This is a genomic window from Frankia sp. R43 (assembly GCF_001306465.1).
Lineage (GTDB): Bacteria > Actinomycetota > Actinomycetes > Frankiales > Frankiaceae > Parafrankia > Parafrankia irregularis.
The window spans coordinates 44,540-69,023 of sequence record NZ_LFCW01000001.1 but is presented as its reverse complement, the minus strand read 5'-3'; the positions used below and the strand labels follow the sequence as shown (position 1 = coordinate 69,023).

Below are 24,484 nucleotides of genomic sequence, written 5' to 3'. Positions count from 1 at the left end.
GGTCGGGCAGAACGAGACCGCAGGCTCCATCCACCGTGGTTCAGAACCTTGGCAGGTAGGCGTTGCTGTGGATCCCCTCTCGGCGGGACAGTAGCTCCGGAATGCGATCGAGAGGTTCGATCTCCCGTGCTGCCTCCGGCGACAGGTACCCCAGCAGACGATAGATCTTCGCCCGATCGGCGGCGAGATCGCGATGGTGGATCGGCTCGTAGTGCATCACTCTGTTGCGGAGCAGGAGCATGGCCTCGAGGCTGTCGTGCAGCTCGCGGCGCGACCCCCGGTAATGCGGGAACGCACGATGCAGGGTGGGGACCCAGAGCGTCCGGTCGTATCCTCGGCTGAGCAGGGCGACCCAGAAGCCGAAGGTGAGAGTGGCGACCACGTCGTCCGGGCCGAACTGACTGCCGGCCGACCCTGCGAGCTTCTCGCACGCTTCCTTCACCTTGCGGGCACCATGCGGTTTGAGCTGGGTGAGGGTCCACCAGTCGGGACGGGCGTAGCGCCGACGGAGCGTGTCGTGCAGCGCGTTGCGCAGGCCGATCTCGAGGCAGTGCAAAGGTCCGTAGAAGGCGGCCGAGACGGCCGAATTCCACCAGTAGAGACGGATTCCCGCCTCGGCCGATCCGTCGACCGCGCGCAGATAGGGCGTAAGGCGCGGTGGGGACAGAAGATCACGGATCCAGACGGGCGGTTCGGCGCTCATGGAAGTCCCCCGAGGTGGGTGCGGCGGCATCGTGGGTGGCGTACAGTTATGGGCGTACGCCCCGGGCACGCCTCTGCATGCATGCCGCCCGGGGCACGGCCATTTTTTGAGAGATTTCCCGGATCCCCCGCCAGCTGTGGGCGGGTGCGGCTCCGACCTACTTCTGGCCGCCCACGCTCGAGTACGGGAGCACGTCGCGGGTGCGCTGGCGCCCGACCGCCGCAGGGCGTCCGGGCCGGGACGCGAGTAGCTGTGTCACATCACCTGTTCGTGGATACCCGTCCGGGGGGAAGCGTACGTGTGTCGCGACGCAGCGGTCAAGCGCACTGGAGTGCGCGCCTAAACTGTTAACTGATGAGGGTGATGCCGGTCCGTCAGCCGGAACCGCGCACGACGTCGCCGAGCGTCACTTTCCTCGCCGTGCCCGCCGCGAGCTTCATCACCGGCAGCGGATACGTCATCGACGGCGGCCAGCTCAGGTAGGCCTGATGCCAGGCCAACTCAGGGCGGCCGCGGCCGGAGTCCGGCGCCGTCGGTCAGCGGCGGCGGCGTAGCGTGCCGGCAGGTCGCCCGCCATCGTCATCGTCGGACTGGAAGGCCAGCTCGTCGTCGCCGGTCAGCGCCAGCCGGCTCGTTCCGCCGCTCGTGCACACCTGCAGGCCCAGCAGGGTCGGATTCCGGTCGGAGCCCGGGACATCGCGCAGCACGACTCCCGGGACGGCCGCGCCGTCGGAGAGGCCGACGAGTTCCAGGTCGCCGACGCACTTCACCGATTCCGAGCCAACGCTGACCAGGCCCCCGAGCCCGTCGAGGGTGAACTCGGAACGCCCGACGACCTCGCCGGCAGAGCCGGCCCGGAGGGTGATCACCACCTGTTGGGTGACGCCCAGATGGGAGGTGACCCGCCCCTCCCAGGTCCCGGCGTAGCCGGCGGGCAGCGGGCCGGGACGAACCGGGGACGCGGCGGGGTCCGATCCGTCCGCTACCGTCCCGCGGCCCCCGGGGCCTGCGCTCGCGGAGAGGGATGCGGGCGACCTGGTGCCGGCCTGGTCGGCGATCTCCGCGTCGTCTCCGGAGTCACGGGAGCCGATCAGCACAACGGCTGTCACGATGATCACCAGGCACATGGTGGCCACGGCGGCGATGGCGGCCAGCAGGCGCCGCTGGCCGTCCCGACCGGCCCGCCCCGGCGGCGGTGTCAGGCCAGGGATCTCCGCTGCCGCGGTGCTGTACGGCGGGGTGTGGGTGACGGTGCCGTGCGACGGGGCATGGGTGACAGCGCTGCGCGACGGGACGTCGTAGAACACCGTCTCATCGGAGCGGACGACCTCGGGCCGGCCGCCGGAACCTTCGAGGTCGAGGACGTCGACCGCCTGCCGGATCAGACCGGTGACCAGCTCCGGCGGCAGCCAGGCGGCCCAGAGCGCGCCACCGGCACGGTCGTCAGGCAGGAGGGCCCGCCTGATCTCGGCGGGCCGCGGGCGCAGGGCCGGGGCCTTGTGCAGGCAGGCCTCGACAGTTGCGCGGAGCTCGGCCGGTACGCCGTCCAGCCGCGGCTCGCCGTTGAGAATCCCGTACAGCACGGCAGGTGTCCCGGTGCCCGCGAACGGCCCGCTGCCCGTCGCGGCGAAGACCAGCACGGCGCCGAGCGCGAACACGTCGCTGGCAGGCCCGATGTTTCCGCCGGTGATCTGCTCGGGCGAGATGAAGGCCGGCGAGCCGATCATCGAGCCGGACTGGGTGAGAATGGTCGAGTCCACCGCGCGGGCGATCCCGAAATCGATCACCGTCGGGCCGTCGACGGTGAGCAGCACGTTCGAGGGCTTGAGATCGCGGTGCACCACCCCCGCGGCATGCACGCTGATCAGCGCCTCGGCGAGGCCGACACCCAGAGCCGTCACGGTCGGGGCGGGCAGTGGGCCGTACCGGTGAACGGCATCCAGCAACGACGGGCCCGGGACGTACACCGTGACGAGGTAGGGCCGCTCGGCGTCCGCGTCCGCGTCGATCACCTGCGCGGTCCACCGGCCGCCGACCCGCCGGGCGGCTTCGACCTCACGCCGGAACCGGGCGCGGAACTCCGGATGGTCCGCGAACTCCGGGCGGATCACCTTGATGGCCACGTTGCGCCCGCCCGGGCTGCGGCCCAGGTACACCCGGCCCATCCCGCCGGCCCCGAGAACGCCGACGAGTCGGTAGGCACCCGCGGTATGCGGGTCGTCGGGGCCGAGGGGCTTCATGCGGTGTCGCCCGCCTTTCGTCCGCGGTGGCCTGCTCGGGCCCGACCGTCAGGTCGGCAGTGGCGTCGCGGCTGGAGTTGCCGCGTCTCGAGACGATTGCGCCGAAAGATACTGACAGGCAAATGGAATGCCCGCCGATCATAGGCCGGCAGGTACGGATGACGGCGGGGAGTCGGCGGCGTCAGCGAAGCGCCCCCGAACGGGCCGCGGCGACGGTGAACCAGATCGGGGACTGCGCCGTCTAAGGGCCATGGCGATGACAATGCTCCGCGGCGGACGTCTGATGGCGGCCGTCCTACCCCTGGCGCTGGCGACCGCACTGGCGAGCGCGGCCTGCACCGGAGCCACCGCCGACGGCCCGGCCCGCGACAGCCTCGGCACCGGTGCCACCACCGGCCTCGACGCGGACGCCGTGGCGGTGCGGGTGGACTGGATCGGCGGTTTCGTGACAGCGGAGATGCTGGCCACCCGGCTACCGCTGGTCGCGATCTACCACGACGGCCGGGTGCTCACCGAAGGCCCGGTGGCCGCGATGTGGCCCGGCCCGGCGTTGCCGAACCTCCAGCTGCGGCGGATCTCGGCCGCGGATGTCCAGAAGCTCGTCGACCACGCGGTCGCGGCCGGTGTCGGCACCGAACCGGACTTCGGCCAGCCGCCGATCGCGGATGCCCCGTCGACCCGGTTCACCGTCCGGACCGCGGGTGGTGTGCGCACGATGGAGGTGGCGGCGTTGACCGAGGCGGACGGCACCGGGCTGACCGCGGCCCAGCAGTCCGCGCGCAAGGCCGCCCAGCGCCTGTACACCGAGCTCACCGACCTGCCCGCCACCCTGGGCGCGGGCGCGGTCAGCGAACCGGAGGAGTACACCCCCACCGCCATCGCCGCGTTCGCCGAGCCGTGGGCCGCGAGCTGCCCGGCGCCGTCATCGGACGGCAGCGCGCCCAGCGACGGCGCGCCCAGCGGCAGCGCGCCCGCCGGCAGCATGCCCGTCGGCGACCCGCCCGGCCTGTGCGGCGGCGGAGGTGCGCTGAGCCGGGAGGCACGTACCTGGCCCGGCCCGCCGTTGCCCGGTGAGCCGTACGGTGCAGGCCTCGTCCTGAACTGCGTGACGTCCAGCGGCGGCGACGCGACGAAGGTGCTGGCGGCGGCGCGCACGGCGGACGCCAACACGCCGTGGACGTCCGAGGGCAGGACGTGGAGCCTCACGTTCCGTCCGCTGCTGCCGGACGAGTCCTCCTGCGCGGACCTGCCCGCCGGCGGCTGACCCGGCGTTCTTCTGGCAGGCCCTCAGCTCCGGCAGGCCCTCAGCTCCGGCACTACTCAGGCCTGAGGGCTCAGCGCTGAGGCCTGCCGCTGGTAGTGGTCCCGCATCGCCGGGTAGTAGTCGCGCTCGAAGTCGACGGCGGCCGGTTCGCCGCCGGTCTCCGCGGCCACCAGCCGGTCCAGGTAGTACTCCCAGCCGGGCCCGACGTTCTCCGCGGCGGCGGGGTCGAGCCCCGGCTGGGAGAAGGTCAGCGTGGTGACGCCGTCAGCCTCGGCGAGCTCGAGGTCGAGCAGCCAGCGCTCCGATCCGGCGTGGATGCCCACGCGCAGGGCATGTGGGGGTGTGCATTCACGGATCTCGACCTGCTGGGCCGGTGCTCCGTCCTCGGCCGTCATCTGGAAGGTCACCTCGCCCGACGCCGGATCGCCGGTGAACGTGCCGATCCAGCGGGCCAGCCGCGCGTCCTCGGTGACCGCGGCCCACACCTCCCGCACCGGTGTCTGGAACGTGCGGGTGAGGACGAGGCGGCAGCGATCGCCCTCCCCGGTGACACGGCCGGTCGGGATAAGGCTCATGCGGTCTCCCCAAAGTCCCATTTCCGCGCGGGTTCAGGTCATGGGCGTCGGACCGCCCACCGCGGAACGATAGCTTCCTGCCTTCTTCTCTCGGGTGAGTCGGCCCCGCCGTTCATCCGCGGCCCCGGTGGTGGCGGTGCGGGTGTGCTCAGCGGGTCGGCGGCAGATCGGGGTAGCCGAGCGCGGCGAGCGACTCGCGGTAGGCGACGGAGAAGCGGTCGAACCGCAGGTGCGCCTCGCCGCCGCGGGCAAGTGGCATCCGGGCCGGGCGCTGGCGCTCCACGATCAGCCGGTCCTCCTCCAGGATCTCGCTCTCGGCCCGCTCCACCCGCGGCCCGTCCAGCTCCACCCCGTCCGTGCGGGCCGACAGCCAGAACACGACGCAGCTGGTGGCGTCGACCGGACACAGCGCGGTGAACACCAGGGTGCCCGGGCCGTTGATCTCCCGCAGGGTGACCGTGAACGGCAGCTGGACCTCGTAGTCCAGGGTGATCAGCATCTCGGGCCCGACCTGGCCGGCGGTGCCGGCCAGGTAGTCGCGCCCCGGGTAGTCGTAGCGCAGCAGCAGCTGGCCGGTCTCGGTGCGCCGCACGCCGTAGCGGTCCACCCCGAGCACGTCGGGGTTGCCGAACGACGACGTGTGCAGGATCGAGAAGTGCGCGATGTCGCAGAAGTTCTCGATGTGCCGGCTGGCCTGCGCCCGCCAGCGGATCGGTGCGCCGATGTGCCGGCGGAAGCCGTGGAGGTCCGCCTCCGGCAGGTTCGGCCGCGCGGTCGCCTCCTCGCCGGGCGGGGCCAGGCAGGCCCAGACCAGGCCGGCGTGCTCGTCGACCTGGGCCGCGGGCTGGCGGATCCGGGCCGGAACCGGGTCGGAGCCGAGCTGGGGGACCAGCACGCAGGAGCCGTCCGCCCGGAACTCCCAGCCGTGGTAGGGGCAGCGCAGGTCGCCGGCGGCGGTGACCGTGCCGTCGGCGAGCCGGGTTCCGCGGTGTATGCAGCTCCCCGCCAGCAGGCCGAGCTGCCCGTCCGCCCGGCGCCACAGCACCAGCTCGGAGCCGAGCAGGGTGACCGGGACCGGCCGGCCCACCGGGACGTCCTGCCCACGGGCCACCGGATGCCAGCTGCGCCGGGCCGCGGCCAGCCACGCCGCGTCGTACTCCTCGCGCTGCGCGGTGGTCAGCAGGCCCGCGTCCGGGTCGCGCCCGTCCGCCACCTCGGGGAGACCGCCGCTCAGGACGGCGCCGCCGGTTGGGGCCGCGCCGCCGGCCGGAGTGGGGGTGCCGGCCGGAGTGGGGGTGCCGGCCGGAGTGGGGCTGAGGATCGTCACGCCAGGTCCGCCCAGTGCTCGGTGTGGTAGGCCATGTCCCAGAAGGCGCGCTCGAACCGGGCCGCGGTCAGGAAGATCGTCGCCAGGCGCTCCCGGTCGGGCCGATCGGGCCGGTCGTCCAACGTGTTCGCGTGCGCGAGCAGTTCGGCCTCGTAGGCGGTGGCCTCGTCGGTGGACCAGAAGCGGATCCAGTCGGCGTAGACCGGATGGTCGACCGCCGACGGGCTCAGCCGGCGCCCGATCTGGCCGTAGGACCAGGCACAGGGGAGGATCGCGGCGAAGATCTCCGCCGGGCCGAAGCGGGCCGCGACCATCGCCAGGTACGCGACGTACGCCTGCGCGGCCGGCGCCAGCACGTCGTGGTGGGCTGACGGGCCGGCGCCCAGCCGGGCGATCGCGGCGCGCAGCCGCTCGTTCTGCGGGATCTCGGTGTCGGTGATGTTCACCAGCGCCGAGCTGAAACGACGCAGCTCGGCGTCGTCCCGGGCGACCGTCGCGCCCGCGGCCAGCACCCGGGCGTACTCCGGCAGGTAGAGCAGGTTCTGGTCGATGTAGAAACGGAACTTCGCCGGCGGGAGCGTGCCGGCGGCCATCTCGGCGGGGAACGGATGGTCGAGCAGCGTCGCCCACACCGCGCCGGCCCGCCCGCGCAGGAACTCGGCGAGCGGCAGGCCCGGCTGGTCCCGCAGGCCCGGCTGGTCCCGCAGGTCCGGCTCGTTTCGCAGGTCCGGCTCGTCCCGCAGCCGTGGTGAGCCGGTCAAGACAGGCCCATCCAGACGGCCTTGGTCTGCAGGTAGGCGTCGAGTGCCTCGATCCCGTGTTCCTTGCCGTAGCCGCTGGCCCGGAACCCGCCGAACGGCACGGCGACGTCGAACCAGCCGTAGATGTTCACCCACACCACGCCGGCCCGGATGTCGTCGCTCACCCGGTGGGCGCGGCCGACGTCGCGCGTCCACACCCCGGCGGCCAGCCCGAACTCCGTGTCGTTGGCCAGCGCCACCGCCTCCTGCTCGGTGTCGAAGGGGGTGACCATGCCGACGGGCCCGAAGATCTCCCGGCGCATGATGTCGCTGTCCGGCGGCGCGTCGACGAACAGGGTCGGTTCGACGAAGTAGCCGCCCGGGCTGCCGTCGACCTCGGCCGGGTCGGTGGCCCCGCCGACGACCGGCTTCGCCCCGGCGGCGAGGCCGGCCCGGACCAGGCCGAGCACACGGTCCCGCTGCGACGCGCTGACCAGTGGGCCCATGGTCGTCGCCGGGTCGAGCCCGGAACCGAGCCGGACCTGGTGAACGCGGGCCGCGAGCGCCTCGACGAACGCGTCGTACACGGGGCGCTGGACGAAGATCCGCGCGCCGGCGACGCAGCACTGCCCCTGGTTGAAGTAGACGGCGCCGAAGGTGCCCTCGACCGCGGCGTCGAGGTCGGCGTCGGCGAAGACGAGGCTCGGTGACTTGCCGCCGAGCTCCAGCGAGACCCGTTTCATCGTCCCGCCGGACGCCGCCAGGATGCTGCGGCCGGTCGCGTTCTCCCCGGTGAAGGTGATCTTGTCGAGGCCCGGGTGGGCGGCCAGCGGGGCTCCGGCCTCCGGCCCGAAGCCGGTCAGCACGTTGATGACACCGGGGGGAAAGCCGACCTCGGCGGCGAGCTGGGCCAGCCGCAGCGCGGAGAGCGGGGTCTGCTCGGCCGGCTTGAGCACGACGGTGTTGCCGGCGGCGAGTGCGGGCGCCAGCTTGTAGGCGCAGTTCAGCAGGGGGAAGTTCCACGGGATGATCGCCGCGACGACGCCGACGGGCTCCCGGCGGGTGCTGACGTGCACCGGCAGGCCGCCGTACGTCGGGATGGTGACGCCCTCGATCTTCGTCGCGAGCCCGCCGAAGTAGCGGAAGCCGTTCGCCGTCAGGGGCACGTCCACGGCCGCCGCCTCGCCGGTCGGCTTCCCGTTGTCGAGGGCCTCCAGCTGGAGGAACTCCGCGGCGAGGGCCTCGATCCGGTTGCCGAGCTCCCACAGCAGGCGGCCGCGCTCGCCGGCGGGCAGCCGCCGCCAGCCGGGCAGGGCGGTCCGGGCGGCGGCGACCGCGTCGTCGACGTCCGCGGCGCCGGCGCGCGCGGCCGTCGTCAGCACCGTACCGCTGGCCGGGTCCTGGACGTCGAACCGGGCGCCGCCGTGTGCCGGGCGTGGCTCGCCGCCGACAAAGAGCTGGTGCTCGGTGGCGACGAAGGTGCGCACGGATGCGAGCAGATCGGCCTTCACGGGCGGCTCCCGACGATGAGATATCAGATCTCAGGGAGGGTAACCGGGTGGCCGAGAAGCGGTCAATTATGCATCTGACCAGCAAAAACGTTACAGCGTCGACATCTGTGAACCTTGACCCGTAACGCGTGAAGCGGGTTCTATCTGGTCGTTCCTTTGAGGTCAGATCTCAGATCTCATCGCCACGGGAGGAGGTGCGGCATGGCCCAGGGGCACAGTGAGACGGCTGCGGCCGTCCATGGCGACGGCATCCGGCTGTCCGGCGTCACCCGTCGCTACGGCGACGTCGTCGCGGTGGCGGGGCTTGACCTGGCCGTGCCGCGGCACACCCGGCTGGGCATCGTGGGCCCCAGCGGCTGCGGCAAGTCGACCGTCCTGAGCATGGTCAGCGGGCTGGAGAACCCGGACTCCGGCGTCGTCGAGGTACTCGGTGACACCGCACCGGCCGCCCGGCTCGCCCGGTGTGCCTGGATGCCGCAGCGGGATCTGCTCCTGCCCTGGCGCACGGTGCTCGCGAACGCCTGCGTCTCGCTGGAGAACCGGGGCGTCTCCCGGCGCGAGGCACGGGAGCGGGTTCGGCCGCTGTTCGCCCGGTTCGGGCTGGCCGGCTTCGAGGACCGCCGGCCCTACGAGCTGTCCGGGGGCATGCGCCAGCGGGTGTCCTTCCTGCGCACCCTCGTCGCGGACAAGGACGTGCTGCTGCTCGACGAGCCGTTCGGCGCGCTGGACTCGATCACCCGGGCCGGGGTGCAGGACTGGCTGCGCGACACCCTCGACGCCGAGCCGCGCACCGTCGTCCTGGTCACCCACGACGTGGAGGAGGCGCTGCTGCTCAGCCACGAGGTGGCGGTGATGTCCAGCCGCCCGGGCCGGGTCGCCGCACGGCTGCCCGTCGAGCTGCCGCCCGCCGGTTCCCGCCGTGAGCTGCTCGCGACGCCGGAGTTCGTCCGGCTGCGGGACGCCCTGCTGGCCCACCTGGAGGGCTGACGTGACCCGCCTCAAGGAGTCGCTGCGCCAGTACGGCCCGGCCGGCTTGATCGTTCTCGCCGTGCTCGGCGGGTGGAAGCTGGCCACCTCCGTCTTCGGGGTCGAGGAGTACATCCTGCCGGCGCCGGACGAGGTGATCACGACGCTGATCGACCGCTGGGACCGCACCCTGTCCAGCGCGACCTGGGTGACGCTCAAGGAGGTCGTCGTCGGCTTCGCCATCGCGGTGGCCGCCGGGCTGCTGATCGCCTGCGCGCTGCACTTCTCGGCGATCGCCCGCCGCGCGATCTACCCGCTGCTGATCGGGTCGCAGACCATCCCGGTCGTGGTGATCGCCCCGATTCTCGCGATCATCTTCGGCTACTCGATCACTCCGAAGCTCATCCTGGTCGCGCTGCTGTGCTTCTTCCCGATCGTCGTCGGCACGCTGGACGGGCTGGCGGCCGTCGACCCGCAGCTCACCCGGATGATGCGCACCCTGTACGGCAACCGCTGGTCGATCTTCCTGCGGGTCGAGTTCCCGTCGGCGCTCCCCTCGATGTTCACCGGCCTGCGGCTGTCCGCGGCCTACGCGGCGACAGCCGCGGTGTTCGGCGAGTACTCCGGCTCCACGGACGGGCTCGGCCACGTGATGCGCCAGGCCGTCCCGCAGCTGCAGAGCGCCCTCGTCTTCGCCGCGATCGCCCTGCTCACCGCGATGTCGGTGGCCCTGTTCGTCCTCGTCTCCCTCCTGGAAAACGTCCTGGTCCCGTGGGCCAAGGAAGGCAAGAACAGATGAGAGCCAAGCGTTTGACCGGTGGTGTGGCGGCTCTGCTCGCCGTCACCCTCCCGCTCGTCGCCTGCGGGAGCGATGACAGCTCCTCCGACGGCGAGGCACTGCGCAAGACGACGGTCCTGCTCGACTGGGACCCGAACCCAGACCACGTCGCGCTGTACACGGCCAAGGAGGCGGGCTACTTCGAGGACGCGGGCCTCGACGTGACCTTCCAGCCGCCGTCCGACCCCTCGGACCCGACGAAGCTGGTCAGCACCGGGAAGATCGACATCGGCATCTCCTACGAGCCCGAGACGATCATCTCCGGCTCGCAGGGCCTGGACGTCGTGGCCGTCGGCGCGCTGATCCCGACGGCGCTGCTGTCGGTCATGGCGAACGGGGACTCGGACGTCAAGTCCGTCGCCGACCTGGCCGGGCACACCATCGGCACGCCCGGCCTGCAGACCAACGACGCGTTCCTGAAGACGATCCTCGCGAAGAACAACATCGACCCGGCGTCGGTGAAGTCCGTCAACATCGGCCAGGACCTGATGGCGGCGATGGTCGCCGGCAACGTCGACGCGACGCTCGGCGCCTACCGCAACATCGAGGGCGTCATGATGACCGACCAGGGCCTGAACCCCACGATCATCCCGGTCACCGACGCGGGCGTGCCGGACTACGACGAACTGGTCATCATCGCGCAGGCCAGCCGGCTGAAGTCGGACCCGGCCTACCAGAAGCTCATCCGCGACTTCCTGGCGGGGCTCGCCAGGGGCAACGCCGACGTGATCGCCGATCCGGCCAGCGCATCGAAGATCATCGCCGCCGAGGCCGACGGCTATGACGAGGCGCAGGTGCCGAAGATGATCGACGCCACCGTGCCGCTGCTGAAGAACGACAAGGGATTCGGCCAGCAGGACGTCTCCGACTGGCAGGCGTTCGCCGACTGGATGAAGTCCGAGGGGCTCATCGAGAAGGCCGTCACCGCGTCCGACGTCGTCACCAACGACTACCTGCCGGCCGGCTCGGGCAGCTGAGACGGCGGACGGGCCGGCCCCTCGACCGGGCCGGCCCGTCCGACCTCGACCCGCGCCAACCCAGGCCGCGCCGACCAGACCCAGGCCACGCCGGCCTAACCGCCACGCCGCCTCGGACCACCTCAGACCATCCCGCCCAGTCTCGGCCGGTGACCCTCGTCCGCCCGCGATCGAAGGAGATCCACCCCCATGAGCACGCCCGCCGGAACGTCGGCAACAGCCCTCGCGGAGAAGGTCGCCGCGCAGATCCGCACCGACGAGCTCGTCGAGCTCGTCCAGCAGGTCTGCCGCATTCCCAGCGTGCTCGGCGAGGAGGGGGAGCTGGCCCGGTTCCTCGCGCAGACCATGAAGGAGCTCGACTTCGCGGCGGTCGACCTGCAGACGGTGCTGCCGGACCGGCCGAACGCGGTCGGCGAGGTGTACTTCGGCCCGGGCCGGCGGGTGGTGCTCACCGGCCACCTGGACACCAAGCCCGTCGCCCACGGCTGGACGGTGACCAGCCCGTTCTCCGGCGAGCTCCTCGACGGCAACGTCTACGGGCACGGGATCATGGACATGAAGGCGGCGCTGGTCTGCCAGATCGTCGCGATCGCAGCGGTGCGGGCCAGCGGGCTGCCGGTCAGCGGCACGGTCGCGATGGCCGCCGTCTCCGACCACATGGGCGACCAGCTCGGCTCGATCGCCTACTTCGACGATTACGCCGCCGACCTGTGCGTGCTCGGCGAGCTGTCCGACAACGAGATCTTCCTCGGCCACCGGGGCCGGTACTATTTCGACATCACGACCCGCGGCCGGACCGCGCACACCTGCCACAAGCCGCTCGCCGTCAACGCGAACATGCTCGCCGCGCACGCCGTGCTGGAGCTGGACGCCTCCCGGCTCATCCCGTCGATCGAGGACTGGGTCGCCAACCTGTTCGGCCCGGAGACCTACATGGCACCCGGGCGGATCTACGGCGGGCTGCCCCCCGGCGGCCCGTCGGCCATCCCGGACGAGTGCGTGATCCGGGTCGACTGCCGCCCGCAGCCGGGCGTCAGCGTCGAGGAGGTCCGCGCCGAGATCGACCGCTGCCTGGCCCGGGCCCTCGCCCGCGAGCCGCGCTTCGCCGCCGACGTGGTGCTCGCCGACGTCAAGAACGGCTACCTGGCCGGCCCGGACGACGAGGTGGTGACGCTGATGAGCAGCGCGCTCGGCGGCGTGCGCGGCGGGGTGACACCGAAGCTGTCCGCCGCCGGCTGGCTCGGTGACACCGCGAGCTTCGGCCACAAGGTCCCCACCGTCATCTTCGGGCCGGGCGGCGAGCCGGTGTACTGCCCCGACGAGCACCTGAGCGTGGACGACCTCGTCGAGGCGACCCGGACCTACGCGACCTTCGTCGCCCTCGCGCTCGCGTCGGGGTCGGCGTGAGTGCAGCCGGCGTGAGTGCGGCCGGGGCGGTGCCCGGCGGGCGGCCGGCGCGGGTGCTGCTCGCCAAGCCCGGCCTCGACGGCCACGACCGGGGCATCAAGGTGATCGGCATGGCGCTGCGCGACGCCGGCGCCGAGGTGATCTACCTGGGGCTGCGCCGCTCCGTGGCCGAGATCGTCGCCGCGGCGCGGGACGAGGACGTGGACGTCATCGGCATCTCGGTGCTCTCCGGCGCGCACCTCGCGCTGACCAGGGCGCTGCTCGCCGAGCGGGACGCCGCCGGGCTCACCGACATCCCCGTGACGGTCGGCGGCACCATCGGCGCGACGGACGCGGCGACCCTGCGCGAGCTGGGCGTTGCGGCGGTGCACGGCGTGGGCACGCCGCTGCCGGACGTCGTGGCGACGATCCTCGGGCTCGCCGCCGCACCGGCAACATCCGCCATACCCGCCGCACCCGCCATACCCGCCGCACCCGCCCTGCCCGCGGCATCGGCCGCACCGGTCGGGGCGGTGGCCGGATGACCGGGCCGAGGCCTGCTCTCGAGCACCCGGGCGTGCCACCCGCCAGCACCGACTCCGGCATTCCCGTCCACCCGGTCTACGAGGAGGACGATCTCGCCCCCGGCCTGCCCGACCGGCTCGGTCCGCCCGGCGGCGCCCCGTACACCCGCGGCCCGTACCCGACGATGTACCGGGAAAAGCTGTGGACGATGCGTCAGTACGCCGGCTTCGGGTCGGCCGAGGACGCCAACGCCCGCTACCGCTACCTGCTCTCCCAGGGCCAGACCGCGTTGTCAGTCGCCTTCGACCTGCCCACCCAGCTCGGCTACGACTCGACGGACCCGATGGCCGAGGCCGAGGTGGGCCGGGTGGGGGTCGCCATCGACACCGCCGAGGACATGGTGCGGCTGTTCGACGGGCTGCCGCTGGGCGAGCTCTCGGTGAACCACACGATCAACGCGACCGCCCCGGTGATCCTCGCGTTCTTCCTGGCCGCGGCGGAACGCCAGGGCGTGCCGTTCGACCGGGTCGCCGGCACGACGCAGAACGACCTGCTCAAGGAGTTCCTCGCCCGCAAGACCTACATCTATCCGCCGGCGGCGTCGCTGCGGCTCGTCGGTGACGTCGTCGCCTTCGCCGCCGAGCACCTGCCCCGGTTCAACCCGGTCTCCATCACCGGGTACCACGTCCGGGAGGCCGGCAGCGACGCGGTGCAGGAGCTGGGCCTGGCGCTCGCCTCCGCGATCGCCTACGCCGAGGAGATCACCCGCCGCGGCCTGCCGTTCGACCGCTTCGCCGGCCGCCTGTCCTTCCACTTCTCGGCCACCCTCGACCTGTTCGAGGAGGTGGCGAAGGTCCGGGCGGCGCGGCGGATGTGGCACCGGATCGCCACCGAACGGTTCGGCGCGACCCGGCCGGAGTCGGCCCGGATGCGGTTCTTCTCCGGGTGCTCCGGCACGGTCCTCACCGCCCAGCAGCCGCTGAACAACGTGGTCCGCTCGACGATCTCCTGCCTGGCGGCGGTGCTCGGCGGTGCCCAGTCCGTGCACGTGATGGGCTGGGACGAGGCGCTGGAGATCCCCAGCGAGGAGTCGGTGCGCCTGGCCCTGCGCACCCAGCAGATCGTCGCGCACGAGTCCGGGGTGACCCGTACCGTCGACCCGCTCGCCGGCTCCTACTACGTCGAGTCGCTCACGGACGAGCTCGAACAGCGCGCCTTCGCCCTGATCGAGCGGATCGACGCCGGCGGCGGCATGGTGGCGATGCTGGCCGAGGGCATCCCGCAGCGCTGGGTCGCGAAGACCGCCTACCGCACCGAACGCGAGCTGGTGGACGGCACCCGGGTCAAGGTCGGCGTGAACCGGTACACCGACGACGCGGACACCGACGCCGATCCGCGGCTGTTCGAGCCGGACCCGTCCGCCCAGGAACGCGCCCGCCACCGGCTGCGCGAACACCTGCGGACCCGCGACGGCGCCGCCGCGGCGGCGGCCCTGGCGGACCTGGCGAAGGTGCTGAGCTCGGACGCGAACGTGATGCCCGCGCTGCTGGACTGCGCCCGGGCCGGCGCGACGATCGGCGAGATCAACGCCCTGATGCGGGCCGAGTTCGGCGAGTACCGGGAGCCGGCGCCATGGTGAACGGCGGTGTTCCGGGCGGCGCTCCGCCGGGCGGCGGTCTCCTGGACGGCGGTGTGCCGGGCGGCGGTGTGCCAGGCAGCGGTGTGCCGCCGCTCGCCGGGGTTCGGGTCGTCGACCTCACCCGGTTCGTCTCCGGCGCCTACACCACGATGATGCTCGCCGCGCTCGGCGCGGACGTCGTCAAGATCGAGCCACCGGACGGTGGCGACTCCTACCGGGCTCAGGCGACCGCCACCGTGGCCGACCGCTCCGCGCTGTTCCTATCCCTGAACAACGGCAAGCGCAGCCTCGCCCTCGACCTGCGCGCGCCGTCCGGGCAGGCGGCGCTGGAACGGCTGCTCGCCGGCGCGGACGTCGTCGTCGAGAACGCCCGGCCGGGCGCGCTCGCCCGGCACGGCCTGGACGCCGCGGCGGTGCTCACCCGGCACCCGCGGATCGTCTACGGATCGGTGTCCGGCTACGGGCAGACCGGCCCGGACGCCGCCCGCGGTGGCTTCGACCTGATCCTGCAGGCCGAGGCCGGCCTGATGAGCGTCACCGGGACAGCCGGGTCTGGACCGGTGAAGGTCGGCGCGCCGCTGCTCGACGTCGGCGCCGGCATCTGCTGCGTCACCGGGATTCTGGCCGGCCTGCTGCGCCGGGCCGGAACCGGCCGCGGGGGGCATGTCTCCTCCTCCCTGCTGGAGTTCGCGCTCGCGGGGCTGACCACCCCGGCCTCGGCGTTCTTCGCGGCGGGGGAGATCCCCTCCCGGCTGGGCACCCACTCGCCGGCCTTCGCGCCCTACGGCGCGTTCCGCGCCCGCACCGGCGAGCTGGTCCTCGCCGGTGCGGGCAACGAGGGGCTGTGGCGGCGGCTGTGCTCGACGATCGGCATACCCGAGGCCGTCGACGATCCGGCGTTCGCCACCAACGCCGACCGGGTCCGCAACCGGGACGCCCTCACCGCCCGCATCGAGCAGGCGCTCGCCGCGGATGACGCGCCCGCCTGGGTGGCGCGGCTGGAGGCCGCCGGGGTACCGGCCGGCCTGGTCCGCGACGTCGGTGAGGCACTGACCTCGGCGCAGGCGGCGGCGATCGGCGCGGTGGCGACGGTCGGTGCCGGCGACGGCTCGCCTTACCGGGCGGTGACGGTGCCGGTGCGGGCCCCCGGGCCGTTGCCCTTCCCCTCCGGCGCGCCTGACCTCGGCCAGCACACCCGCGCGGTGCTGCGCGAGGCGGGGCTGAGCGACCCCGAGATCGACGAGCTGCACGTCGCCGGCACGATCCTCGACGCCTCGATCCCGGCCGGGACGACCAGCGTTGCCGGGGGTGGCGAGTGAGCGCCCCTGGCCGCGGAGCCGCCGCGTTCGGGCCCGGGTGCGGGGGCGGGGGCGGGGGCGACACGACGGAACAGCCGGCTGGTGTGCGCGAGGGGCTGGCCGGTGCGCCCGGGCTGCCGGCGGGTGCGCCCGGCCCGCTGGCCGGCGCGACCGAGCGGGTGATCGTGCGGACGGAGCGGCTGTGCCTGCTGCCGGCCCCGCCGTTCGGCGAGGCCGCGCGGGCGGCGGTCGTCGCCGGCTGGTGGCGGGCGGACGGCCTCGCCGAGGTGCGCATCGACCCGACCGGCAACGTGTGGGGGCTGGCCCGCCGCGGCGTGGGCCCGGCGGTGCTGGTCGCCGCCCACCTGGACACGGTGTTCGGCCCGGACGTCGAGTACGGTGCCCGCCGCCACGACGGGCGGCTGGTCGGCCCCGGTGTCGGTGACGACACGATCGCCGTCGCCGCGCTCGCCGAGCTGCCCCGGCTGCTCGAAGCGGAGCTGGTGGGTGCCGGGCAGGCCCGCCCGGTGTGGGTGCTCGCGACCGTGGGGGAGGAGGGCGTCGGCAACCTGGCCGGCATCACCGCGGCGCTCGCGGATCCGCCGGTGCCGGTCGGAGCGGTGATCGCCGTCGAGGGCAACTATCTGGGCCGGGTGACCGTGACCGGAGTCGGCTCGGTCCGGTTCGCGGTGACGGTGACCGGACCGGGCGGACACGCGTGGGAGCGGTCCGCGGCACCGAGCGCGGTGCACGCGGCCGCGGGAATGGTTTCCCGGCTCGCGGCCCTGGCCGCGCCGCAGGCCGCCGAAGGCGCCGGCGTGGCTGGGCGGACCGCGGTGAACGTCGGGCGGATCTCCGGCGGGGAGGCGATCAACATCCGGGCGGCCAGCTGCCGTTTCGAGGTCGACCTGCGCGCCGACACCGCCGCCGGGCTCGCCTGGCTGGAACGGGAGGCCCGGCTGGTCATCGAGGAGCTGGTCATCGAGGAACAGGGCGCGGAGCTGGCCGCCGAGGCCAGCGAGATCGGCCGCCGGCCGGCCGGCGGGATCCCGGCCGAACACCCGCTGGCCGCGGCCGCCTTCGCCGCGCTGGCCCGCCGCGGGCTGGCGGCCCGGACACATGCCGCCAGCACCGACGCGAACGCCGCCTACGCCGCCGGCATCCCGGCGATCACCATCGGGATCACCCACGGCGAGCGCGAGCACACGATCGACGAATGGATCGACCTGGCACAGGTGGCGGACGGCCTCGCCGCGCTGGCTGACACCGCGGCGCAGGCCGCCGTCATGACTGACACCGCGGCGCGAGCCGCCGCTCTGGCTGACATCGCGGCGAGGGCCGCGCGGACCGACAGGAGCAAGTGGGATGCGTAGCGGAGTGGTGCTGCAGGGAGTCGACACCCCTGCCGTCTTCGAGTCGTACGTCGCCGAGGTCGAGCGCTCCGGTTTCGACCACCTGTGGCTGACGGACTCCTCGCTGCACAGCCGCAACCCGTACGCCTACCTCACCCTGGCCGCGCGGGCGAGCAGCCGGCTGCTGCTCGGCACGGCCGTGACGAACCCGCTGACCCGGCATCCGGGGATCACCGCGGTGGCGGCGGCGACCGTCGACGAGATCGCGCAGGGACGCTTCATCCTGGGCATCGGCGCCGGCGACCGGCCGCTGGAGGCGTTCGGGATGCGCCCCGCGAAGCTCGCCGTCCTGGAGGACTCGATCGTCGCGATCCGCGCCCTGCTGCGCGGCGGGGACGTCGACCAGACCTCGGCGGGGTTCGAGCTGCACGACGCCCATCTGCGGTTCGGGGCCCGGTCCGACATCCCGGTGTTCATCTCCGCCAGCGGGCCGAAGACCCTGGAGCTCGCCGGCCGGGTGGCCGACGGGGTGATCCTGCTCGCCGGCCTGCACACCGACGGGATCCGGTTCGCGCTGGAGCACATCGACCGCGGCGTCGAGGCGGCGGGCCGCTCGGCGCGTCCGCAGGTGGCCGTGTTCGCCTACGGCCGGATCGACGAGGACGAGCAGGCGGCGCTCGCCGCCGCCCGCAGTATCGCCGCGTGGTTCCCGCAGACGGCGCCGGTGTACTGCGAGCTCGCCGGGCTGGACCGGGCGCTGATCGACGAGGTCCGCCGGCGCTACACGGGCGGGGAGTTCCAGGAGGCCGCCGCGGCGGCCGAGCTGCTGCCGGACGAGTTCGTCCGGCGGATGGCGCTGTCCGGCAATCAGGAACGGACCGTCGCCCAGCTGCGCGAGCTGGCCGCGGCCGGCGTCGACTCGGTCAACGTCTTCCCGCTCGGCACCGACCGGATGGGCACCGTCGCCCGGTTCCGGCAGGCGTTCGACACGGCCTTCGGCGTCCGGGCGGAGGCGCTGGCGCATTGATGACGACGAGCGAAACCGGCGTACCAGGACGGTGACGGCATCATGACCGATGTCGTACGGGTCGGTCACCGCACACGTCATCGTGCGGTCGTGGAAGGAAAGTCTTTGTCCAGGTCAGAGAGGGAACGGGCGGCGTGCCCGCGGCCGCGCCGCCGGGCAGGCGAGCGTCATGGCTGAGCGTTCGGCCCAGCCGGCCGACGAGACCCCGCACCGGCAGCTCAAGGACGTCGTCTACCTGCGCCTGAAGCAGGAGATCGTCGACCTGCGGCTGCCGCCGGGCTACCCGATGCGGGAGGCGGAGCTCGCCGGCAGGCTCGGGGTGAGCAAGACCCCGCTGCGCGAGGCGCTGGTGCGGCTGCAGCGGGAGCGGCTCGTCGAGATCGTGCCCTACAAGGGCGCCGTGGTCTGCGGCTACGACCGGGACGACCTCAAGGAGATCTACGAGCTGCGGGAGCTGCTGGAGGGCGCCTGCGCGCGGGAGGCCGCGGTGCACATCAGCGCCGCCGACCTCGCCGAGCTGACCAAGGTGGTCCGCGGCAGTGAGCGGGCCTGGGCGGCGGGCGAGCTGGACGGGCTGCCCGAGCTGCTCGAGGCGTTCGACCGGGTCATCTACGGGCAGACCCGCAACCGGCGGATCCGCGAGATGATCGAGAACCTTGGTGATCATCTGGTTCGGATCGGCAACCTCACCGTGGCGATCCCCGGGCGGCTGGAGGTCTCCGTCCGCCAGCACAGCGCGATCCACGAGGCGATCGTGCGCCGTGACCCGGGAGACGCCGAGCGCCTCATGCGCGAGCACGTCACCAGCGTGATGGCCGACCAGCTCGCCGCCTTCGACCCGGATGACCCGGGCGTGCGGACCGCGCGGGCGGCCCCGCGAACCGGCACGTGACAGCTGATCGATTCCACGACGCAGGGAGCAGGTGGTCAAACCGATGTCCGAGCGCATCCTGATCCGTAACGGAACGGTGCTCACCCTCGACGACGCCGACACGGTCCACTTCGGCGGTGACGTCCTCATCGAAGGTGACCGGATCGTCGCGGTCGGCCCGACCGGATCCTTCGCCGGCGCCGGCGGCGCGACCGGGGCGGGCGGGGCCGAGGCGCCCGTGACCGTGCTGGACGCGACGGACAAGCTGGTCATGCCCGGCCTCGTCGACCTGCACTACCACACGGCGATCGCGAAGGGCTACAGCGATCACCTGCCGCTGTGGGAGTACCTGGACACCTGCTGGTACCCGATCATCCGCGCGCTCGACCCGGAGGCGGCGTACTGGGCCGCGCTGGCCAGCTACGCGGAGTCGATCAAGGGCGGGGTGACCACCGTCAACGACATGTACCGCCAGCTGGAGGCGCTGTCGAAGGCCGCCTCCGAGATCGGCATCCGGGCGGTGCTGTCGAACGACGTGGCCGACGCCGAGCACAACCTCGACACCCTCGAGGACAACCACCGCGCCTACACCGCCTGCCACGGCGCCGCCGACGGCCGGGTCGAGGTGTACATCGGAATCGAGTGGCTGCCGATCGCCTCCCGGGAGCTGCTGCGCGACACCCGGGCGCTCGCCGACCAGCTCGGCACCGGCATCCACATCCACCTCAACGAGTCGCTGTCCGAGGTGGAGAACTCGAAGTCCCGCTTCGGGCTGCGGCCGACCGAGGTCGCCTACGAGACGGGGATCCTCGGCCGCGACACGATCGCCGCGCACTGTGTGTGGCTGTCGGACACCGAGATCGCGCTGATGCGGGAGACGAACACGCAGATCTCGCACAACCCGAGCTCGAACGCGAAGCTCGGCAACGGCATCGCCCGGCTGCCGGAGATGCTCGCCGCCGGGCTGAACGTCGGCCTCGGCCACGACGCGGCCGAGTGCAACAACAGCCGCGACATGTTCGAGGTGATGAAGTTCGCCTCGCTGATGCACCGGGCGAGCCGGGTCGACTCCAGCCTCGGCCAGGCACCGGACGTCGTCCGGATGGCCACCCGCAACGGCGCGGCGGCGCTCGGGCACCAGACCGGGCAGCTGGTCGCCGGGCACAAGGCCGACGTCATCCTGGTCGACCTCAACAACACGATGTTCACGCCACGCAGGGCGAACGACGTCGCCCACCTGTACTCCCACCTGGTCTACTCGGCGAACGGCTCGTGTGTCGACACGACGATCATCGACGGCCGGGTGGTGATGGCCGGCCGCGAGCTGACGCTGGTCGACGAGGACCTGATCCTGCGCGAGTCGAACAAGGCGTTCGCCCGGGTGCTGGCGCGGGTGGAGGACGCCAGCACCGAGCTCGCGATCCCGCCCACCCCGTCGGCGGCGGCGTGACCCGGGCCCCGGCCCCCGCCGCGAGCACTGCTCCCGCCGCGAGCCCGGCTGTGGCCCCGGCCGTGGTGCCCTCGGCCACCGTCGCGAACGTCCTGGACCGCTGCCTGGCGGTCGAAAGAGGCGAGGAGGTCGTGCTCCTCACCGACGCGGAGACCGACCCGGCGGTGGTCGCCGCCCTCGCCGCCGGCCTCGAGGAACGCGACGCGGTGTGCGTGATCGCGCGGGTGCCGCGCTACCAGGTGCCGGGCAGCGAGCCGCCGAGCTCGGTCGGGGCGCTGCTCGCCGAGGCCGCCGCGGCGATCGAGCTGACGTCGACCTTCGTCGGGTCGTCGACGGCGCGCCAGAAGGCCTCTCGCGCCGGCACCCGCTACCTGGCGATGCCGGCCGTGCGGGCCAGCACGTTCCGCGCCGGGGGCCCGCTGGACGTCGACTTCGACGAGCTGCGCCGCACGGTCGAGGTGCTCGCCGCCGCCTGGGCGGGCGCCGACACGTACCGGATCACCAGCCCGGCCGGGACCGACCTCGCCGGCTCCGTGCGGGGGCGCGGTGGCCGGGCGCTGCACGGCATCGCCCGCGAGCCGGGCGCCTACATGGCGCCGCCGGATGTGGAGGCCGGCACCGCGCCGGTCGAGGGCAGCACCGGCGGTGTCGTCGTCATCGACGCCGACCTGCTGTTCATGGGCGTCGGGCCGCTGCCGTCCCCGGTCGCGCTGACCTTCCGCGCGGGCGAGCTGGTCGACGTGGCGGGGCGGGAGGCGGGCCGGCTCACGGACATGATCGACCGGGTCGCCGACCCGCGGATGTCGAACCTCGCGGAGGTGTCGGTCGGGCTGAACCCGAACGGCCGGGTGTGCGGGGTCGCGATGGAGACCGAGTCGACGCTGGGTACAGCACATATAGCCCTCGGTAACTCGATCGCGTACGGCGGGACCGTCGCCGCCGCGGCCCACCTGGACTGCGTCCTGCGCGCCGCGACGCTGTACCTCGACGGACGTCCCGTCCTGGTGGAAGGGGTGCTCGCCGATGACATCGCAGCCGGCTGAGCGGATCCTGGTCGTCGGCGACCCGGTGGTCGCGCTCGACGAGCAGACGCTGATCCCCGACGGGGCCGTCATCGTCGAGGGCTCCACCATCGTCGCCGTGGGCCCGCGGGAGCAGCTGGCCGCCCGCGGCCCGTTCGACCGGGTGATCGGCTCCCGTGACCACCTCGTCATGCCCGGCTTCATCAACTGCCACTACCACTCGGAGCTTGCCGCCGGCCCCGGCCTGTACCAGCTGATCTTCGAGCGGGCCAACGTGCACATCCACTCGTCGTACGGCCCGATGGAAGAGGAGGACCTGGCCACCGTCCTGCGCTGGGGGCTGGTCCAGGCGATCAAGGGCGGGCAGACCGGCGCCGTCGACATGTTCTACGGCCGCCCCGCCATGCCCGACTTCGGGGCCGAGGTCGCGCTCTCGGTCTACGACGAGATCGGGTTCCGGGTCGCGTTCGGCCTGGTCAGCCGGGACCAGAACACCTACGTCCACGAGCCGGACGAGGCCTTCCTCGCCCGGCTGCCGGCGGACCTCGCCACCCGGGTGCGCCAGTCGCCCATGGGCTACGCCTGGCCGGTCGACGACGTGATGGCCAGCTACGACCGGCTGGTCCGCCGCTGGGACGGCCGGGGCGACCGGATCCGGGTGCTGCTCGCACCGGACTGGACGCCGGCCTGCTCGGACGAGCTGTACCGCCGCTGCCGCGCCGCCGCCGACCACTACGGCACCGGGATCACCTCACATGTGCTGGAGACCCGTTCCGAGGCGCTGTGGAACGTCCGCACGCACGGCCGCCCCGCGCTGGAGCGGCTCGCCGACCTCGGAGTGCTCGGCCCGGACCTGGTCTGCGCGCACTTCGTCTGGGTGACCGACGACGAGCTGCGGATCTTCGCCGACTCCGGCGCGGTCGCCTCGAACAACCCCGGCTCGAACCTGCGGCTGTCGTCCGGGATCTGCCGGGCCCGCGACATCCTCGCCACCGGCGGGCGGCTCGCGTTCGGCACCGACGGGATCTCGTTCACCGACCGGGAGGACTTCTTCGCCGAGCTGCGGCTCGCCACCATGCTGCAACGTGACCCACGGGTGTTCGACGAGATCCGCCTCGACTCGGCGGGCGTGCTGCGCGCGGCCGGCGAGAACGGCTCCCGGGCGCTGCGGATGGAGGGCAGGGTCGGGAGGCTGGCGCCCGGGACGTTCGCGGACCTGCTGGTCGTCGACACCCGGCGCATCCTGTTCCCGCCCGGCCGGTACGACTCCACCCCGGTGCTGGACGTCCTCGTCGACCGGGCGAGCGCCGCGGACATCGACACCGTGCTCATCCACGGCAAGGTGGTCATGGCCGGCGGCCGGGTCACCGTCGTCGACGAGGACGCGCTCGCGGACCGGCTCGCCGAGGTGGGTGAGCGGCGCCTGTACCGGCCGACCGCGGACGAGCGGCGCTGGGCGGCGCTGGGCGCCGAGGTCGAGCCGTACGTCCTGGACTTCTACCGGCCCTGGTACGAGACGCGGCACGAACCGGCATCGATCTACAACGCCCGCCGCCTCTAGGCCGCTTCCCGCCGCCAGGCCGCTTCCAGCCGCCGAACCACCCCGGACCGGGTGCCGAGCACCCAGAACGGACACCGAACGACATGATTATCGACGCGCACACGCACATCCTGAGCCTGGCCGAGGACCACGAGTTCAACACGGACTACGGCCGTGAGGGCTCGCTGTGCATCTACCGCAGCCTCGGCAAGGTCCCCTCGCACCGGATGCCGACCGAGCAGGAGTGGGAGGACAGCGGGTACTCCCGGGCCGGCTGGCCGGTGATCGGCCCGGCGGAGAGCGTCAGGGACCATCCCGGCTTCGACAAGATGATCGTTCTCGGTGTCTCGCCGCAGTTCCTCGACGGCGAGCTGATCGGGACGGTGGACACCTACGGGATCACCGACGTGCCCGGCCCGCCGAGCCCGGAGAAGTGCAACGACTACATCGCGGCGGTGGTCCGTTCCGACCCGGAGCGCTTCATCGGCTTCGCGTCGGTGAACCCGGCCTACCGGGGGCCCCGGGCGGCGGTCGCCGAGCTGCGGCGATCGGTCGAGGAGCTCGGGCTGTCCGGGGTGAAGCTCTACCCGATGTACCAGCACTGGTCACCGCAGGACCGGGAGATTGCCTTCCCGGTCTTCGCCGCCGCGGCCGACCTCGGCATTCCGGTGATGGTCCACCAGGCGGGATCCACCCGTATCGACGCGCGGATGGACTACGCCCGCCCGGCGATGCTCGACGACGTCGGCCGGGAGTTCCGCGACCTGCGGGTGATCATCGCGCACTGCGGGATTCCGTGGATCGACGAGGCGCTGTTCATGCTCACCAAGCACCCGAACTTCCACACCGATATCTCGTACCACATCGCCACCGTGACGGACGAGGAGTTCTACCGTTTCCTCATCCATTGCGAGCAGTTCTTCGTCCCGCTGGAGAAGCTGCTTTTCGGCAGTGACTACCCGGGATTTCTCTACGACCCGGTCAAACTGAAGGACAGGGTCCTCGGCGTGAACGAGCAGGCCGACCGGCTCGGGCTGCCGAGGATTCCGCAGGAGAAGCTGGACGGCATCATGGGCGACAACGCCGCCCACCTGCTCGGCCTCGTCCAGGACTGACCGCCGTTCCCCATCCCGCCTCGCCTCACCCGCGGGCGTCCGTCGCGCGATCGAGGGTGTACTGAGCGTCGGTATATCACCGCCCGGGCCGCGATTCATCGGCCTGGCACCCGCGGGA

At 72.7% G+C, this 24,484-nt stretch carries 22 protein-coding genes; 16 read left to right on the top strand and 6 right to left on the bottom strand.

Annotated features, from left to right (window positions below):
- Window positions 1-40: 40 nt before the first annotated feature.
- A complete protein-coding gene (locus ACG83_RS00280) occupies window positions 41-703 on the bottom strand; it encodes a hypothetical protein (protein WP_054564161.1) in 663 nt (220 codons plus the stop codon).
- A 354-nt stretch (window positions 704-1,057) separates the two neighbouring features.
- On the opposite strand from ACG83_RS00280, the gene ACG83_RS47535 reads away from it, so the two are divergent.
- Complete coding sequence (locus tag ACG83_RS47535) at window positions 1,058-1,186, top strand: hypothetical protein (RefSeq protein ID WP_255354669.1); 129 nt, start codon at window positions 1,058-1,060, stop codon at window positions 1,184-1,186.
- Window positions 1,187-1,239: 53 nt separating this feature from the next.
- Here ACG83_RS47535 and ACG83_RS00275 read toward each other — a convergent pair whose 3' ends face one another.
- Window positions 1,240-2,943 carry a serine/threonine-protein kinase gene (locus ACG83_RS00275; RefSeq protein ID WP_054564160.1) on the bottom strand — a complete coding sequence of 568 codons (1,704 nt, stop codon included), beginning with the start codon at window positions 2,941-2,943 and terminating at the stop codon, window positions 1,240-1,242.
- Between the two features lie 256 nt (window positions 2,944-3,199).
- On the opposite strand from ACG83_RS00275, the gene ACG83_RS00270 reads away from it, so the two are divergent.
- The gene (locus tag ACG83_RS00270) at window positions 3,200-4,207 is read left to right on the top strand and encodes a hypothetical protein (protein WP_054565299.1); all 1,008 of its coding nucleotides are present in this window, start codon (window positions 3,200-3,202) and stop codon (window positions 4,205-4,207) included.
- A gap of 56 nt (window positions 4,208-4,263) precedes the next feature.
- Here ACG83_RS00270 and ACG83_RS00265 read toward each other — a convergent pair whose 3' ends face one another.
- The 4 genes from ACG83_RS00265 to ACG83_RS00250 all read right to left on the bottom strand — a co-directional run bounded on the left by ACG83_RS00265 (window position 4,264) and on the right by ACG83_RS00250 (window position 8,360).
- A complete protein-coding gene (locus ACG83_RS00265) occupies window positions 4,264-4,782 on the bottom strand; it encodes an SRPBCC family protein (RefSeq protein WP_054564159.1) in 519 nt (172 codons plus the stop codon).
- Between the two features lie 148 nt (window positions 4,783-4,930).
- Complete coding sequence (locus ACG83_RS00260; RefSeq protein WP_054564158.1) at window positions 4,931-6,109, bottom strand: aromatic ring-hydroxylating dioxygenase subunit alpha; 1,179 nt, start codon at window positions 6,107-6,109, stop codon at window positions 4,931-4,933.
- The gene (tenA, locus tag ACG83_RS45190) at window positions 6,106-6,870 is read right to left on the bottom strand and encodes a thiaminase II (RefSeq protein WP_054564157.1); all 765 of its coding nucleotides are present in this window, start codon (window positions 6,868-6,870) and stop codon (window positions 6,106-6,108) included. The genes ACG83_RS00260 and tenA overlap by 4 nt, the downstream gene beginning before the upstream one ends.
- Window positions 6,867-8,360, bottom strand: coding sequence for an aldehyde dehydrogenase (locus tag ACG83_RS00250; RefSeq protein WP_054564156.1), 1,494 nt, complete (start codon window positions 8,358-8,360; stop codon window positions 6,867-6,869). The genes tenA and ACG83_RS00250 overlap by 4 nt, the downstream gene beginning before the upstream one ends.
- A 201-nt stretch (window positions 8,361-8,561) precedes the next feature.
- Between ACG83_RS00250 and ACG83_RS00245 the strand changes: the two genes are divergently transcribed.
- The 14 genes from ACG83_RS00245 (at window position 8,562) to ACG83_RS00180 (ending at window position 24,366) form a co-directional block, all read left to right on the top strand.
- Window positions 8,562-9,347: an ABC transporter ATP-binding protein gene (locus tag ACG83_RS00245; protein ID WP_054564155.1), complete on the top strand. Its 786-nt coding sequence runs from the start codon at window positions 8,562-8,564 to the stop codon at window positions 9,345-9,347.
- Window position 9,348: 1 nt separating this feature from the next.
- A complete protein-coding gene (locus tag ACG83_RS00240; RefSeq protein WP_054564154.1) occupies window positions 9,349-10,125 on the top strand; it encodes an ABC transporter permease in 777 nt (258 codons plus the stop codon).
- Window positions 10,122-11,141: an ABC transporter substrate-binding protein gene (locus ACG83_RS00235; protein WP_054564153.1), complete on the top strand. Its 1,020-nt coding sequence runs from the start codon at window positions 10,122-10,124 to the stop codon at window positions 11,139-11,141. Before ACG83_RS00240 ends, ACG83_RS00235 begins: the two co-directional genes overlap by 4 nt.
- Window positions 11,142-11,330: 189 nt before the next feature.
- Complete coding sequence (locus ACG83_RS00230; RefSeq protein ID WP_054564152.1) at window positions 11,331-12,548, top strand: M20 family metallopeptidase; 1,218 nt, start codon at window positions 11,331-11,333, stop codon at window positions 12,546-12,548.
- An 11-nt stretch (window positions 12,549-12,559) separates the two neighbouring features.
- A complete protein-coding gene (locus ACG83_RS00225; protein WP_235497468.1) occupies window positions 12,560-13,072 on the top strand; it encodes a cobalamin B12-binding domain-containing protein in 513 nt (170 codons plus the stop codon).
- Window positions 13,069-14,691 carry a methylmalonyl-CoA mutase gene (locus ACG83_RS00220; protein ID WP_054564151.1) on the top strand — a complete coding sequence of 541 codons (1,623 nt, stop codon included), beginning with the start codon at window positions 13,069-13,071 and terminating at the stop codon, window positions 14,689-14,691. The genes ACG83_RS00225 and ACG83_RS00220 overlap by 4 nt, the downstream gene beginning before the upstream one ends.
- A complete protein-coding gene (locus tag ACG83_RS00215; protein WP_054564150.1) occupies window positions 14,685-16,010 on the top strand; it encodes a CaiB/BaiF CoA-transferase family protein in 1,326 nt (441 codons plus the stop codon). Before ACG83_RS00220 ends, ACG83_RS00215 begins: the two co-directional genes overlap by 7 nt.
- Window positions 16,007-17,362 (top strand): M20/M25/M40 family metallo-hydrolase, encoded by a 1,356-nt coding sequence (locus ACG83_RS00210; RefSeq protein WP_054564149.1) that lies wholly within the window; start codon window positions 16,007-16,009, stop codon window positions 17,360-17,362. Before ACG83_RS00215 ends, ACG83_RS00210 begins: the two co-directional genes overlap by 4 nt.
- Window positions 17,355-18,368, top strand: a complete 1,014-nt coding sequence (locus ACG83_RS00205) for an LLM class flavin-dependent oxidoreductase (RefSeq protein WP_083472936.1) — start codon at window positions 17,355-17,357, stop codon at window positions 18,366-18,368. Before ACG83_RS00210 ends, ACG83_RS00205 begins: the two co-directional genes overlap by 8 nt.
- A 169-nt stretch (window positions 18,369-18,537) precedes the next feature.
- Window positions 18,538-19,260, top strand: coding sequence for a GntR family transcriptional regulator (locus ACG83_RS00200; RefSeq protein ID WP_054564147.1), 723 nt, complete (start codon window positions 18,538-18,540; stop codon window positions 19,258-19,260).
- 43 nt (window positions 19,261-19,303) lie between these two features.
- On the top strand, window positions 19,304-20,689 hold the full coding sequence (locus tag ACG83_RS00195) for an amidohydrolase (protein ID WP_054564146.1): 1,386 nt from the start codon (window positions 19,304-19,306) through the stop codon (window positions 20,687-20,689).
- Complete coding sequence (locus tag ACG83_RS00190) at window positions 20,686-21,732, top strand: aminopeptidase (RefSeq protein ID WP_054564145.1); 1,047 nt, start codon at window positions 20,686-20,688, stop codon at window positions 21,730-21,732. Before ACG83_RS00195 ends, ACG83_RS00190 begins: the two co-directional genes overlap by 4 nt.
- Window positions 21,713-23,272: an amidohydrolase family protein gene (locus ACG83_RS00185; RefSeq protein ID WP_054564144.1), complete on the top strand. Its 1,560-nt coding sequence runs from the start codon at window positions 21,713-21,715 to the stop codon at window positions 23,270-23,272. Before ACG83_RS00190 ends, ACG83_RS00185 begins: the two co-directional genes overlap by 20 nt.
- An 83-nt stretch (window positions 23,273-23,355) precedes the next feature.
- Window positions 23,356-24,366 (top strand): amidohydrolase family protein, encoded by a 1,011-nt coding sequence (locus ACG83_RS00180; protein ID WP_054564143.1) that lies wholly within the window; start codon window positions 23,356-23,358, stop codon window positions 24,364-24,366.
- Window positions 24,367-24,484 lie beyond the last annotated feature (118 nt).